Origin of the sequence: Agarivorans gilvus (assembly GCF_001420915.1) — a bacterium.
Lineage (GTDB): Bacteria > Pseudomonadota > Gammaproteobacteria > Enterobacterales > Celerinatantimonadaceae > Agarivorans > Agarivorans gilvus.
Genome location: NZ_CP013021.1, coordinates 2,065,028 through 2,079,082, shown reverse-complemented (window position 1 = coordinate 2,079,082; position 14,055 = coordinate 2,065,028). Strand labels below are relative to the sequence as shown.

Here is a 14,055-nt window from a genome sequence, read left to right as displayed (position 1 = left end):
CTTAAATGGCTATTGCAAAATGTAAGCCTACATCTGCTGGTCGTCGCCACGTTGTTAAAGTGGTTAACCCTGACCTGCACAAAGGCAAGCCTTACGCTCCTTTATTGGAAAGTAAGTCTAAGTCTGGCGGTCGTAATAACCGCGGTGTTATTACCGTTCGTCACATCGGTGGTGGTCACAAGCAACACTACCGTTTGATCGACTTCAAACGTAACGACAAAGACGGCATCCCTGCAAAAGTAGAGCGTATTGAATACGATCCAAACCGCAGCGCAAACATTGCTTTGGTATTGTTTGCTGATGGTGAGCGTCGCTACATCCTAGCACCTAAGGGTGTTAAAGCAGGTACTCCGCTAATGTCTGGTGTTGATGCACCTATCGAAGCGGGTAACTGTCTACCAATGCGCAACATGCCAGTAGGTTCTACTGTGCACGCGATTGAAATGAAGCCTGGTAAAGGTGCTCAAATGGCACGTTCTGCTGGCGCTTACGCTCAAATCGTTGCGCGTGATGGTGCTTACGTAACTTTACGTCTACGTAGTGGTGAAATGCGTAAAGTATTATCTGATTGTCGCGCAACTTTGGGCGAAGTAGGTAATGCTGAACATATGCTACGTAAACTTGGTAAAGCTGGTGCAACGCGCTGGCGTGGTGTTCGTCCTACCGTTCGCGGTGTGGTAATGAACCCAGTTGATCACCCACACGGTGGTGGTGAAGGTCGTACATCTGGTGGCCGTCATCCTGTTACACCATGGGGTGTGCCAACCAAAGGTTACAAAACTCGTAAAAATAAGAGTACGGATCAATATATCGTACGCCGTCGTTCTAAGAAATAAGGGGAATCGCCATGCCACGTTCTCTCAAGAAGGGTCCATTCATTGACCTACACTTGTTGAAGAAGGTAGAGAAAGCGGTGGAAAGCGGGGACAAGAAACCATTGAAAACTTGGTCTCGTCGCTCAATGATCATTCCACAAATGATCGGTTTGACCATCGCTGTCCATAATGGTCGTCAGCACGTTCCAGTATTTGTTACCGATGAAATGATCGGTCATAAACTGGGTGAATTCGCGCCAACTCGTACTTATCGCGGCCATGCTGCTGATAAGAAAGCGAAGAAGAAGTAGGAGTCTAAATAATGGAAGCTTTAGCTAAACATCGTTTTGCTCGTGGTTCTGCGCAGAAGGCTCGCCTGGTTGCAGATCAAGTACGTGGTCTACCAGTTGAAAAAGCGCTTGTTACGTTGCAATTCAGCAGCAAAAAAGCAGCAGGACTTGTTAAGAAAGTTCTAGAATCTGCCATTGCTAACGCTGAGCACAACGAAGGTGCTGATATTGATGAGTTGAAAGTAGCCAAAATCTTTGTTGATGATGGTCCAACTCTAAAGCGTATTCGTCCTCGTGCTAAAGGCCGAGCCGACCGTATTATCAAGCGTACCAGCCACATTACTGTGGTTGTATCTGATAACTAGGAGATAAGCAATGGGTCAGAAAGTACATCCTAATGGTATTCGCCTAGGTATCGTAAAACCATGGAATTCAACCTGGTATGCCGATAAAGGTGAATACGCAGACAACCTTTTCAGCGACCACAAAGTGCGTCAATTCTTAACTAAAGAATTGAAAAGCGCTTCTGTATCTCGCATTACTATTGAGCGTCCTGCTAAGAGCATTCGTGTAACTATTCACACTGCTCGTCCAGGTGTTGTTATTGGTAAAAAAGGTGAAGATGTTGAAAAACTACGTAAGAACGTCGCTAAACTAGCTGGCGTACCTGCGCAAATTAACATCTCAGAAGTTCGTAAGCCTGAGTTAGACGCTCAATTAGTAGCAGACTCTATCTCTAGCCAACTAGAACGTCGTGTTATGTTCCGTCGTGCTATGAAGCGCGCAGTACAAAACGCAATGCGTCTAGGCGCTAAAGGTATCAAGGTTCAAGTTAGTGGTCGTTTAGGCGGTGCAGAAATTGCCCGTGCTGAATGGTACCGTGAAGGTCGTGTACCTCTACACACTTTACGTGCTGATATCGATTACTCAACTTCAGAAGCGTTGACTACTTACGGTATCATCGGCGTTAAAGTTTGGATCTTTAAAGGCGAAGTACTTGGCGGTATGCCAGTGGCTGCAGCTCCTGAAGCTCCTGCTAAGCCGAAGCGCGGTAACAAGCGCAACGCTAAATAGGAGAACCGGGAATGTTACAACCAAAACGTACTAAATTCCGTAAGCAACACACTGGTCGTAACCGTGGTTTAGGCAAAGGACAAAATGTGTCTTTTGGTGACTTCGGATTGAAAGCGACTGGTCGTGGCCGTCTTACTGCTCGTCAAATCGAAGCAGCACGTCGTGCGATGACTCGTCACATCAAACGTCAAGGTAAAATCTGGATCCGTGTATTCCCAGACAAACCTATTACTCAAAAGCCTCTTGAAGTGCGTATGGGTAAAGGTAAAGGTAACGTGGAATACTGGGTAGCCCAAATTCAGCCAGGCAAAGTTCTGTATGAAATGGACGGCGTTTCAGAAGGTCTTGCTCGCGAAGCTTTCGAGCTTGCTGCGCGTAAGTTACCTATTAGCACCACTTTTGTAACTCGGACGGTGATGTAATGACAGCGAACGAACTTAAAGAAAAAAGTGTTGAAGAGCTTAAAGCTGAGCTACTAAACCTGCTTCGTGAGCAATTCAACTTGCGTATGCAAGCAAGTACTGGTCAATTAGCCCAAACTCACTTGCTTAAAAACGTACGTCGCGATATCGCGCGTGTGAAAACAATTCTGAATCAGAAGGCAGGTGCGTAATGAGCGATATCCGTACATTGCAAGGTAAAGTAGTTAGCGACAAAATGGACAAGTCTATTGTTGTTGCTGTTGAGCGCCAGGTTAAACACCCTATCTACGGGAAATACACCAAACGCACTACTAAACTACACGCTCATGATGAAGCGAATGTTGCCGCTGAAGGCGATATCGTAACCATCAGAGAATGTGCTCCAATCTCTAAGACTAAGTCTTGGACCTTGGTAGACGTTGTAGTTAAAGCCTAAGCTTTAAAAACGATGAAAAAGGCTCCTTTATAGGGGCCTTTTTTCGTTATGATATCTAGTAATAATTATATTATTAGACCGATTGGCAGTATAAATTGTTGTAGTTTTGCTCAGTTCCTATATTTCCTAATTGCAAGTCACCGAGTGAGCTGGCAGTATCGTTTGCTTAAGCAAGTATTAATGGTTGGGAATGATCAGCTAGGTTCATGCAAGGACAGCAACAAGTACGTAGCAAAGAAAACAAAGAGCTCGTTTTGCGACGACTCTTTATCAGCTTGTGGCAAGCGAAACTAAATATTGTCTTGCTGGTGATGCTTACCTTAGTGTTGAGCATGTTGTATGTCACTGCACTTCCTTCGGTCTATCAAGCCTCCTCTAGGTTGATGATTACCTACAGCCCCGCCAAGTTAGGTTCTCACCAAGCCAACCCCCCGCAGGCACCCAGGCTGAACGCTATTTTAATACTGAGATTGAAATACTGCGTTCGGAGCGAATTGCTGAGGCGGTGATAAATAAGCTTGACCTACAGCATCATCCGGAATTTTTGCGCCAAGCGCTTAAGCCCTGGGAGTATTGGTGGCAGACCCTAAACTTGGGTTACAGCAGTCAATTTAAAGTTAAGCCACCACTCTCCGATACGCAATTATTACGGGAATTTAAGCGGCGTTTAACTATCTCTCCGCTAGCTAATAGCCATTTGGTGGATATTAGATTTCAAAGCTGGGATAGGTTGTTAGCTCAGCAAGTGTCAGTGGCGATAGCCGAGGCCTACATTGATTATCAGCAGCACACCAGCGAGCGTGCTACAGGCCAGTCTGTGGCTTGGCTATTACACGAATTACAAGGCTTGGAATCGGCCTTACAGTCTTCAGAGTTAGCGCTACAAAGCTACTTACAACAACACCTGCAAGCCGATGCAGAGGGTAGTGCCAACACCATACTTAGCGACTTACAGCAGCTTATTTCTGCCCAGTTGATGGCTCAGCGCGATGAGGCTGAAGCGCGCTCGACCTTGATGCTGGTTAAATCTACGCTGCAACAGCAACCTGAGCAAGTCGCTACTTTAGTGGGCATTACGGTGCCAAAAGAGCTGAGTGAGCTGGGTTTACGTTTAACTGCTTTGAAGCGTCAGCAAGCAGAAATATCAGAGCGCTTAGCGCCTAGTGATACTCGGCGTCTAGCCATGGCTGAAGAAATTATTCGGCTAGAGTCAGCCTTACAGTCAAGTAGCAATAGCTGGCTGCTCGAGTTAGAAAATAAATATCAACTAGCAGTAGCACAAGAGCAGGCCTTGTCAAAACGTTTGCGTTTAGCTCAACAAGCCTATCAAGCTTTAACTGAGCAAGATGAGCAATTCAAGCGGCTCAATCGTGAGTTAGAGAGTAATGCTCGATTGTATAATACCTTTTTAGAAAAGTTTCGAGCGCTTGAAGCCTTAGAAGGCTATAACCGCGGTTACACTCAATTGGTTGACCCTGCCAAACTGCCAGACAAACCCAGTAAACCTCAAAAGCCGATGATGGTGACGTTGGCTGGCTTATTTGCCGCAATGGTGAGCACGCTATTGGTATTACTAAAACAGGCCATGTCACGCACTTTTTCTTGTGTGGAGGAGTTGGAACAGAGTTTGGATATAGAAGTGGTCGCCGAGATCCCTAGGGTTAAAGTGCGTAATCATAAGTGGTTGCGTCAAGGCGTACACCCTTGGTTAGGTGAGCCGCTGCGCTCTTTGCGTGCTCGCTTACAAATGCTGCCAAGTCATGGCCAAGTGGTGATGTATACCTCCGCGCTGGCTGGTGAAGGCAAAACCAGTTTAAGTATACAAACTGCTTCAGCTTGTTGTGACGTGGAAAAGGTCTTGTTGATTGATGCCGATCTGCGACGAGCCTCAGTATCAAGTTACTTAAATTATTCCTTGTCTCAGCCTGGTTTAACTCATCTATTGTCTAGAACCCATAGCGTATCGCAGTGTATTCACCGTGATAATCAGCTAGGTTTTGACGTGCTAACGGCAGGCTTAATTGACCGCCACTCGACGTCTCTTTTGGCTTCAAAGAAATTTAAGCTGCTATTGCAGGGGCTGCGTCAGCACTACGACCGTATCATCATAGAAACAGGCCCATTAACTCAAGTGAGTGATGCCGTGATGGTCGCGCCTTTTGTTGATGCCGCTTTATTGGTGGTAGAAGCAGAACGTACTGATGGTAAATCTATTGAAACGGCGTTAGCCAAATTAGCCCGTTTTGAGTTAGACATTTCTGGCGTAGTCTTTAATAAGGTGGCTCGTAACCGCCGCGCCTACGACTATGATTTGCCGGCTGTGCATCTATTAGAGCGCAGTTCGGTAGTTGTGCCTTTCCACGAAGATAGCTACCGGAAACAAGGCTAAATCTAGGCTTTGTCTGGCGAGTTTGCAGCTTTTGGTATATGGTTGGGGCGCATTATATAGGAAGGGTCCATGCCAGCAACTCAATTAGCCAAGCAGCATGTGTTTAAATATTTAGACTTTGAACGTGAAGCTTGGTCAACACTCCGCCAATCAGTTCCGTTAACCTTAGCTGAAGATGATTTAGAACGTATTCGTGGTATAAACGAAAAACTCTCCTTACCTGAAGTTTGCGATATTTATCTGCCCTTATCTCGTTTACTCAACTTATATGTGAAAGCCCGCCAAGATCGCCGCGAAGTGCTGGCCAATTTCCTCGGTAGCCGTAAACACGTTCCTTATATTATTGGGGTATCTGGCAGTGTGGCGGGTGGTAAGAGTACCACTTCGCGAATATTACAGGCCTTGCTCCAGCGTTGGCCCGAGCATCCCAAAGTCGACATCGTCACCACCGATGGCTTTTTATTTCCGAACAAAGTATTGGAAGAAAAAGGGCTGATGCAACGTAAAGGTTTTCCGGAAAGCTATGACCAGAAGGCCTTGGTTGATTTTGTATCCAGCTTAAAGAGCGGCGAACCGGTGGTGACGGCTCCGATGTACTCGCACTTATCTTATGACATTGTGCAGGATCGGCAGATAAAGGTAGAACAGCCGGATATTGTGATTTTGGAGGGTTTGAACGTACTGCAGTCAGCGAGAGACTACCCGAATCAATCTAGGCAGGTATTTGTCTCGGACTATTTAGACTTTTCTATTTTTGTCGATGCGCAGCCGAATTTATTAGAGACTTGGTATATTGAACGTTTTTTAAAGTTGCGTTCGAGTGCCTTCACTCATCCCAATAACTACTTCCATCACTATGCCCAAATTGAAGAGACTAAGGCAGTGGACATTGCTCGGCAAATTTGGTCATCAATTAATTATGTTAACTTAATAGAAAATATCCTTCCTACTCGTGGCAGGGCAGACTTAATTCTAGAAAAAGGTGCCAACCATGAGGTTAGTCGAGTCCGTCTACGAAAATGAACCAACCTTCTGATGTTATTTCTGATGCAGCTCTTGCTCCGTATAATAGTTTTTCCTTGCAGGCTAGGGCGCGTTATCTGTATTTGCTGCGAGAGCCCGCGCAGTTAACTGAGCTATTCCGCTGGATATATGCCAACGATTTGCCTTGGCTGGTGCTGGGAAGTGGCTCTAATGTATTGTTGCTAGAAGATTTTGCCGGTGTGGTAATTATCAATCAGTTAGCAGGAATTACTCTCAGTGAAACCAAAAGTGACTACTACCTAGATGTCGCAGCCGGAGAAGACTGGCCAAGTCTAGTCGAATGGAGCGTTCAGCAAGGGATCTTAGGTTTAGAAAACTTAGCTTTGATCCCCGGTACCGTGGGCGCCGCTCCGGTGCAAAATATTGGTGCTTATGGGGTAGAACTGGCCGATGTTTGCCAGCAGGTAGAGTTTTTCTCAATTGCCGAGCAGCAGCAACAGTGCTTGTCACCCGCACAGTGTGAGTTTGCCTATAGAGACAGTATTTTTAAGCACGCTCTAAAAGACAAGGCCTTAATTACTCGAGTTAAGTTTCGGTTAACTAAGCAGTGGCAAGCAAAATTGAATTATGGCGGCTTGCGTGAACTGGGCGAGGGGGCAAGTGCGCAACAGATTTTTCAGCAAGTGATTGGTATGCGACAACAAAAACTACCCGATCCAAAAGTATTGGGTAATGCTGGTAGTTTTTTTAAAAACCCAGTGCTTAATCAGCAGCAATTACAGCAACTAATGGTTAAGGTACCAGCCATTCCAGTATATCCGGCCTCAGCAGGCTCTAGTAAAGTAGCGGCTGGCTGGTTAATCGATCGACTCGGCTTAAAGGGTTTCCAGCATGGCGGTGCTGGGGTGCATCAACAACAAGCCTTGGTCCTAGTAAATCATGGTCAAGCCACTGCAGCTGATATTTTGAGCGTGTGCAGACATATTCGTCATCAAGTTTGGCAGAACTTCGCCCTTGTTTTGGAACCAGAAGTGCGCTTCATTGGCGCCCATGGAGAGGTGAATCCCGATACTGTGCTAGGAAGACCCGATGCGAGCCAATAAACCTTATCAGCTGCTAAAGCATATCGCCGATGGCCAGTTTTACTCTGGCGAGTCCTTGGCGCAGGCCTTGGGGGTATCGCGCACTACGATTGCTAGTTATATCAAGCACTACAGTGAGCTAGGTTTGGATATCTATAAGGTGAAAGGTAAGGGTTATCGCTTGGCTAAACCTTTATCTTTACTAGATAACGAGCAATTAGCCGCCAGCCTTGCCGAAAACTCGCTACAAGTATTTGAACAACTAGACTCCACCAACGCGTGGTTAATGCAACATCAACAACAACTGGACCACGGGCAGGTGGTGTTGGCTGAATACCAAAGTGCTGGGCGAGGCCGCCGAGGCCGCCAGTGGCAAACTCCCTATGCAGGCCAGTTGTGTATGTCGATGCTGTGGCGTTTGCAAGATGGTATCGAAGCCACCATGGGCTTGAGTTTGGCGGTGGGGCTAGCAGTTGTAGAAAGTTTAGAAAAGCTCGGTTACAGCGGTCTAGCTTTAAAATGGCCCAATGACATTTATATGCATGGAGCCAAGCTTGGCGGAGTACTGATTGAATTACAGGGGCAAAGCGATAGTGAAGTGAGCTTAGTCATGGGGATGGGGTTAAATGTGCGAGTTGAACAGCAACAGGCTTCACTGATTGATCAGAAATTCGCCCAGTTGGAACTCGATGGCGAAGTGGTAGACCGCAATCAACTTGCGGTGACATTGATTCAAGCTTTAAATCAAATGTTTGAACAATTTAGCTCGCACGGATTTGCCAAACTGCAACAGCGCTGGAATCACTATGATGTGTTTAGTGGCCAGCAGGTGAGCTTACATTTTTCGCAAGACAAGCAAGTAAGTGGTATCGCCAAAGGTGTCGATCAGCAAGGCCAGCTATTGTTGGAGATAGACGGCGTTGAGCAGCGTTTTATGGCCGGAGAAGTGTCGCTGCGCGGCCAATAATTGAGCCCTCTGGGTGATTTTTGCGCGTTCAAATCAATCCGAGGTTTTTTTTTTGATTTGCTTGTTGCATTTAATAAAAGCATTACATAGAATGCGCAGCACTTAAGCGATGCCGATTTAGCTCAGTTGGTAGAGCAACTGACTTGTAATCAGTAGGTCGCCAGTTCGACTCCGGCAATCGGCACCATCTCTTAAGTTAAAGGCTTCATCTAGTATTAGATGATTCAGTGGGGGGGTTCCCGAGTGGCCAAAGGGAGCAGATTGTAAATCTGCCGCGAAAGCTTCGATGGTTCGAATCCGTCCCCCCCACCATTATTTTGGTAGTAGGTCGTCTTCCAAAGGTTTGATGCGGGCATCGTATAATGGCTATTACCTCAGCCTTCCAAGCTGATGATGCGGGTTCGATTCCCGCTGCCCGCTCCACAGTGCTGATATAGCTCAGTTGGTAGAGCGCACCCTTGGTAAGGGTGAGGTCGGCAGTTCAAATCTGCCTATCAGCACCACATTCCTTTATTAGTCTCCCTATTACCTTTTTACCGGTCGGTAAGCGTAAACCAATGGTGCTTTGTACCAATGACCTTTATCCAGAGGGACTATTATGTCTAAAGAAAAATTTGAACGTTCAAAACCGCACGTAAACGTTGGTACAATTGGCCACGTTGACCACGGTAAAACAACTTTAACAGCGGCTATTACTAACGTATTAGCAAAAACTTACGGCGGTGAAGCTAAAGATTTCGCAGCAATCGATAACGCTCCAGAAGAGCGCGAGCGCGGTATTACGATTTCTACTTCACACGTAGAATACGATACTCCTACTCGCCACTATGCGCACGTAGACTGTCCTGGACACGCCGACTATGTTAAAAACATGATTACCGGTGCAGCTCAAATGGACGGCGCTATTCTAGTAGTAGCTTCTACCGATGGTCCAATGCCACAAACACGTGAGCACATCCTACTTTCTCGTCAGGTTGGTGTACCTTACATCATCGTATTCATGAACAAATGTGACATGGTAGACGACGAAGAATTGCTAGAATTGGTAGAAATGGAAGTGCGTGAACTTCTATCAGAATACGAATTCCCTGGTGATGACATTCCAGTAATCCAAGGTTCAGCACTTAAAGCCCTAGAAGGTGAAGCTGAGTGGGAAGCGAAAATCATTGAACTAGCAGAAGCGCTAGATTCATACATTCCAGAGCCAGAGCGTGACATCGACAAGCCTTTCCTACTACCAATTGAAGACGTATTCTCAATTTCAGGTCGTGGTACAGTAGTAACAGGTCGTGTAGAGCGTGGTATCGTTAAAGTATCTGACGAAATTGAAATCGTAGGTATTAAAGAAACTACTAAGACAACTTGTACTGGTGTAGAAATGTTCCGTAAACTGCTTGACGAAGGTCGTGCAGGTGAGAACTGTGGTATTTTGCTACGTGGTACTAAGCGTGACGAAGTACAACGTGGTCAAGTATTGGCAGTACCTGGTTCAATTACTCCACACACCAAGTTCGAAGCAGAAGTATACGTACTAAGCAAAGACGAAGGTGGCCGTCACACGCCATTCTTCAAAGGCTACCGTCCACAGTTCTACTTCCGTACAACTGACGTAACTGGTTCAGTAGAGCTACCAGAAGGCGTAGAAATGGTAATGCCAGGCGACAACTTGAAATTTGTTGTAGAGCTAATCTGCCCAATCGCGATGGACGAAGGTTTACGCTTCGCAATCCGTGAAGGTGGCCGTACAGTAGGTGCGGGTGTTGTAGCGAAAATCTTCGAATAAGATTAAGCTTCAGCTAGAAAGAAAGGTCGCCTAGGCGGCCTTTTTTGTTTTTAAGCTCGATTAAGCCAAGGGGCTAAAAAAATGCGCTTTTTATTGTCTATTGAGTCGCGTTTTTTCGACATTCAAGGGTTACAATCTTTGAACAAAGTGCCTATAATGGCGGGCTTCGTGCTATAGGGGTGTAGTTCCAATGGCAGAACGTCGGATTCCAAATCCGAATGTTGGGAGTTCGAATCTCTCCACCCCTGCCACTATCCCTTATAAAAGGGATTTTTGATTTTGTGGGATTATTGTAGGTTGTTTGATGAGTACCAGTACTGAAAACCAAAGTGGGTCGTTAGATGGCCTAAAATGGGCACTAGCTGCTCTTATTTTGATCGCCGCTGTAGTGGGTAATTACCTGTATACAGATATGTCGATATTGGTGCGTGTGATTGGTGTAGTGATTGCCCTTATCGCTGCATTAGGCATTGCATCACAAACCAATAAAGGTAAGCAGGCCTTCGAATTTGCTAAAGAATCGCGTATGGAAGTGCGTAAGGTTATCTGGCCAACTCGTCAAGAAGCCATTCAAACTACCATGATTGTATTAGCTGCTACTGCATTCATGTCGCTAATTTTGTGGGGCCTAGATGCTATTTTGGTGCGTCTAGTGGCCTTTGTAACAGGGGTGAGTATCTAATGACTGAAGAGCGCAAATTACGTTGGTATGTGGTTCAAGCATTTTCTGGCTATGAAGCACGTGTGGCTAAATCTCTAAAAGAATATATCCAAATCCATTCTATGGAAGATCATTTCGGTGAGATCTTAGTACCGACCGAAGAAGTGGTAGAGATGCGCGCTGGTCAAAAACGTAAGAGTGAGCGTAAGTTCTTCCCTGGTTACGTTTTGGTTCAAATGGATCTTAACGATGAAAGCTGGCACTTGGTTAAGAGTGTACCACGCGTACTTGGCTTTATTGGCGGTACTGCAGAACGCCCGGCGCCTATTTCTGACAAAGAAGCGCAAGCTATTCTTGATCGCTTGGATGAAACCAGTGATAAGCCAAGACCAAAAACCTTGTTCGAACCAGGCGAAGTGGTTCGTGTTACCGATGGCCCATTCGCCGACTTCAACGGTACTATCGAAGAAGTGGATTACGAAAAAAGCCGCGTAAAAGTATCAGTATTGATTTTCGGCCGAGCTACTCCAGTAGAATTGGAATTCGGACAAATCGAAAAAGGCTGATAAAAAATAAACAATCAGTTGTTTTTAGGGTAGCAGATCGTCTATAATCCGCTGCCCTTTGTTCTATCGGGAAGCCGTTCGTTAACTCGAAGGCGTTTGAACCCAAATTAAGGTAAATTAAAAATGGCTAAAAAAGTCCAAGCTTATATTAAGCTTCAAGTTGCTGCGGGTGCCGCAAACCCGTCACCACCAGTTGGTCCTGCTCTAGGTCAACACGGTGTAAACATCATGGAATTCTGTAAAGCATTCAACGCTAAAACAGATTCATTAGAAAAAGGCGCTCCAGTACCTGTAGTTATCACAGTATATGCTGACCGCTCTTTCACTTTTGAAACCAAAACTCCACCTGCTTCTTACTTGTTGAAAAAAGCAGCTGGTATTAAATCTGGTTCTGGTGTTCCAAACAAAACTAAAGTTGGTACCGTTACTCGTGCACAACTAGAAGAAATTGCAAATACTAAAGCTGTAGACATGACTGGTGCAGATTTAGACGCAATGGTTCGTTCAATTGAAGGTTCTGCCCGTTCTATGGGCTTGGTTGTAGAGGGCTAATACGATGGCAAAACTTTCTAAGCGCATGCGTGCGATCAACGAAAAAGTTGATTCAACAAAAGAATATCCAGTAAGTGAAGCGGTTGCTTTGCTTAAAGAATTGGCCTCAGCTAAGTTTTTAGAAAGCGTTGACGCTTCTGTAAACCTAGGTGTAGATCCTCGTAAATCTGACCAAAACGTACGTGGCGCAACTGTGCTACCTCACGGTACTGGTCGTGACGTTCGCGTTGCTGTATTTACTCAAGGTGCTAACGCTGAAGCTGCTGCTGAAGCCGGTGCTGATGTTGTTGGTATGGACGACTTAGCCGCTAAAGTTAAAGCGGGTGAGATGGACTTTGACGTGGTTATTGCTTCTCCAGATGCAATGCGCGTTGTTGGTCAACTAGGTCAGATCTTAGGTCCTCGTGGCTTAATGCCTAACCCTAAAGTAGGCACTGTAACGCCTAACGTTGCTGATGCTGTTAAACTAGCTAAAGCTGGCCAAATCCGTTACCGCAACGACAAAAACGGTATTATCCATACTACAATTGGTAAAGCCGATTTTGACGTAGACAAGCTAAAAGAAAACCTTGAAGCATTGGTTGTTGCTCTTAAAAAAGCCAAACCTGCTCAATCTAAAGGTCAATACATCAAGAAAGTTAGCCTATCAACCACTATGGGTGCTGGTTTGACTATTGATGTAAATAGCTTAGATACTCAAGCTTAATTATTTACAAAGCGCAAAAATTGTACTACAATTTTGCGCTTTGTATTTATGGGTCAGGGCGTCAGCCCTCATCCAAGACCGTAGGTGCTAGGCACTAGCTTAATTTCCTACGTAGATGGTGAGGAAACCCAAGAATAATTTTTTATTCTGGAAAACCAAACCGTAAAGGCCTCTAAGTTTTTAAATTAGAGGGAAGTAAACACCAGATTTATCTGGTATTGGAATCCAGGAGTAAAGCCAATGGCATTAAGACTCGAAGACAAGAAGCAAATTGTCGCTGACGTCAACGAAGCTGCCAAAGGTGCACTTTCTGCAGTAGTTGCTGATTCACGTGGCGTAACTGTAGATGCGATGACTTCACTTCGTGCAAAAGCACGTGAAGCTGGCGTATCTATGCAAGTGGTTCGTAATACCCTTGCTCGCCGTGCAGTAGCTGGCACTGACCTAGAATGTCTTACTGAGTCATTCGTTGGTCCTACTTTGATCGCTTTCTCTAACGAGCACCCAGGTGCTGCAGCGCGTCTGTTTACAGATTTCGCTAAAGAGCAAAGCAACTTCGAAGTACGTGCAGCAGCATTTGAAGGTGCATTAGCAGACGTTAACGTTCTTGCAAAACTACCAACTTACGAAGAAGCAATTGCCAAGTTGATGGCAACGATGAAAGAAGCTTCTGCTGGCAAGCTGGTACGCACTCTGGCCGCTCTTCGCGACCAAAAAGAGTCAGAAGCAGCATAATTTGCTTGTTGCTACATTATCTTATAAATTTAATTGATTTTAGGAATTTGAGTCATGTCTATCACTAAAGACCAAATTATCGAAGCTGTTGCTGAAATGTCAGTAATGGACGTTGTTGAACTAATCGAAGCTATGGAAGAAAAATTCGGCGTATCTGCTGCTGCAGCTGTTGCTGTTGCTGGCGATGCTGGTGCTGCTGCTGAAGAGCAAACTGAATTTGACGTAATCCTGACTGGTGCTGGTTCTAACAAAGTTGCCGCTATTAAAGCAGTACGTGGCGCTACAGGTCTAGGCCTGAAAGAAGCTAAAGGCTTAGTTGATTCAGCTCCTGCTACTGTTAAAGAAGCAGTATCTAAAGAAGAAGCTGAAGCGCTTAAAGCTGCTCTTGAAGAAGCTGGTGCTTCTGTTGAGCTTAAGTAATCTACCTATAAGTAGATTGCAGCCTTTATAGGCTATGGCTGGTGGTTATTTAACCACCGGCCTTTTTGCGCTGTAGGACGTCGTCTTTTTTATCACCGTTTTAGATGGTGCGTCCGGCAAAAAAGCAGAGATAGTATTCTCTGTAACAAAGACAAACGGTATGTAAGAACTGT

Annotated in this window: 19 protein-coding genes and 5 tRNA genes; all 24 read left to right on the top strand. The window is 45.5% G+C overall.

Annotation, left to right across the window (positions count from 1 at the left end):
- Positions 1-5: 5 nt before the first annotated feature.
- The 24 genes from rplB to rplL all read left to right on the top strand — a co-directional run bounded on the left by rplB (position 6) and on the right by rplL (position 13,882).
- Positions 6-836, top strand: a complete 831-nt coding sequence (rplB, locus tag AR383_RS09835; RefSeq protein ID WP_055732969.1) for a 50S ribosomal protein L2 — start codon at positions 6-8, stop codon at positions 834-836.
- Between the two features lie 11 nt (positions 837-847).
- A complete protein-coding gene (rpsS, locus tag AR383_RS09830; RefSeq protein ID WP_026959667.1) occupies positions 848-1,126 on the top strand; it encodes a 30S ribosomal protein S19 in 279 nt (92 codons plus the stop codon).
- A gap of 11 nt (positions 1,127-1,137) precedes the next feature.
- Positions 1,138-1,470 carry a 50S ribosomal protein L22 gene (gene rplV / locus AR383_RS09825; protein WP_055732968.1) on the top strand — a complete coding sequence of 111 codons (333 nt, stop codon included), beginning with the start codon at positions 1,138-1,140 and terminating at the stop codon, positions 1,468-1,470.
- A gap of 10 nt (positions 1,471-1,480) precedes the next feature.
- A complete protein-coding gene (gene rpsC / locus AR383_RS09820) occupies positions 1,481-2,179 on the top strand; it encodes a 30S ribosomal protein S3 (protein ID WP_055732967.1) in 699 nt (232 codons plus the stop codon).
- Positions 2,180-2,190: 11 nt separating this feature from the next.
- Entirely contained in the window at positions 2,191-2,601 is a 411-nt protein-coding gene (rplP, locus tag AR383_RS09815; protein ID WP_016403501.1) for a 50S ribosomal protein L16, read from the top strand.
- Positions 2,601-2,792 carry a 50S ribosomal protein L29 gene (rpmC, locus tag AR383_RS09810; RefSeq protein ID WP_055732966.1) on the top strand — a complete coding sequence of 64 codons (192 nt, stop codon included), beginning with the start codon at positions 2,601-2,603 and terminating at the stop codon, positions 2,790-2,792. The genes rplP and rpmC overlap by 1 nt, the downstream gene beginning before the upstream one ends.
- Entirely contained in the window at positions 2,792-3,037 is a 246-nt protein-coding gene (gene rpsQ / locus AR383_RS09805) for a 30S ribosomal protein S17 (RefSeq protein WP_055732965.1), read from the top strand. The genes rpmC and rpsQ overlap by 1 nt, the downstream gene beginning before the upstream one ends.
- A gap of 206 nt (positions 3,038-3,243) precedes the next feature.
- Positions 3,244-3,546, top strand: a complete 303-nt coding sequence (locus AR383_RS22655; RefSeq protein ID WP_055732964.1) for a Wzz/FepE/Etk N-terminal domain-containing protein — start codon at positions 3,244-3,246, stop codon at positions 3,544-3,546.
- Positions 3,543-5,426, top strand: coding sequence for a GumC family protein (locus tag AR383_RS09795; protein WP_055732963.1), 1,884 nt, complete (start codon positions 3,543-3,545; stop codon positions 5,424-5,426). The genes AR383_RS22655 and AR383_RS09795 overlap by 4 nt, the downstream gene beginning before the upstream one ends.
- A gap of 69 nt (positions 5,427-5,495) precedes the next feature.
- Complete coding sequence (gene coaA, locus AR383_RS09790; protein ID WP_055732962.1) at positions 5,496-6,449, top strand: type I pantothenate kinase; 954 nt, start codon at positions 5,496-5,498, stop codon at positions 6,447-6,449.
- Positions 6,446-7,513, top strand: coding sequence for a UDP-N-acetylmuramate dehydrogenase (gene murB, locus AR383_RS09785; RefSeq protein WP_055732961.1), 1,068 nt, complete (start codon positions 6,446-6,448; stop codon positions 7,511-7,513). The genes coaA and murB overlap by 4 nt, the downstream gene beginning before the upstream one ends.
- Positions 7,500-8,459, top strand: a complete 960-nt coding sequence (gene birA, locus AR383_RS09780; RefSeq protein WP_055732960.1) for a bifunctional biotin--[acetyl-CoA-carboxylase] ligase/biotin operon repressor BirA — start codon at positions 7,500-7,502, stop codon at positions 8,457-8,459. The genes murB and birA overlap by 14 nt, the downstream gene beginning before the upstream one ends.
- Before the next feature lie 111 nt (positions 8,460-8,570).
- Positions 8,571-8,646: transfer RNA gene (locus AR383_RS09775), tRNA-Thr, on the top strand.
- 42 nt (positions 8,647-8,688) lie between these two features.
- A tRNA-Tyr gene (locus AR383_RS09770) sits at positions 8,689-8,771 on the top strand.
- Between the two features lie 36 nt (positions 8,772-8,807).
- A tRNA-Gly gene (locus AR383_RS09765) sits at positions 8,808-8,882 on the top strand.
- Positions 8,883-8,886: 4 nt separating this feature from the next.
- Positions 8,887-8,962 (top strand) — tRNA-Thr (locus tag AR383_RS09760).
- 95 nt (positions 8,963-9,057) lie between these two features.
- Positions 9,058-10,242: an elongation factor Tu gene (tuf, locus tag AR383_RS09755; protein ID WP_055732946.1), complete on the top strand. Its 1,185-nt coding sequence runs from the start codon at positions 9,058-9,060 to the stop codon at positions 10,240-10,242.
- A gap of 175 nt (positions 10,243-10,417) precedes the next feature.
- A tRNA-Trp gene (locus tag AR383_RS09750) sits at positions 10,418-10,493 on the top strand.
- 53 nt (positions 10,494-10,546) lie between these two features.
- Positions 10,547-10,924, top strand: a complete 378-nt coding sequence (secE, locus tag AR383_RS09745; protein ID WP_055732959.1) for a preprotein translocase subunit SecE — start codon at positions 10,547-10,549, stop codon at positions 10,922-10,924.
- Positions 10,924-11,469 (top strand): transcription termination/antitermination protein NusG, encoded by a 546-nt coding sequence (nusG, locus tag AR383_RS09740; protein ID WP_055732958.1) that lies wholly within the window; start codon positions 10,924-10,926, stop codon positions 11,467-11,469. Before secE ends, nusG begins: the two co-directional genes overlap by 1 nt.
- Positions 11,470-11,592: 123 nt before the next feature.
- Positions 11,593-12,021, top strand: coding sequence for a 50S ribosomal protein L11 (gene rplK / locus AR383_RS09735; protein WP_055732957.1), 429 nt, complete (start codon positions 11,593-11,595; stop codon positions 12,019-12,021).
- 4 nt (positions 12,022-12,025) lie between these two features.
- Positions 12,026-12,727, top strand: coding sequence for a 50S ribosomal protein L1 (gene rplA / locus AR383_RS09730; RefSeq protein ID WP_055732956.1), 702 nt, complete (start codon positions 12,026-12,028; stop codon positions 12,725-12,727).
- Positions 12,728-12,967: 240 nt separating this feature from the next.
- On the top strand, positions 12,968-13,462 hold the full coding sequence (rplJ, locus tag AR383_RS09725) for a 50S ribosomal protein L10 (protein WP_055732955.1): 495 nt from the start codon (positions 12,968-12,970) through the stop codon (positions 13,460-13,462).
- 54 nt (positions 13,463-13,516) lie between these two features.
- Positions 13,517-13,882 carry a 50S ribosomal protein L7/L12 gene (gene rplL / locus AR383_RS09720; protein WP_055732954.1) on the top strand — a complete coding sequence of 122 codons (366 nt, stop codon included), beginning with the start codon at positions 13,517-13,519 and terminating at the stop codon, positions 13,880-13,882.
- Positions 13,883-14,055 lie beyond the last annotated feature (173 nt).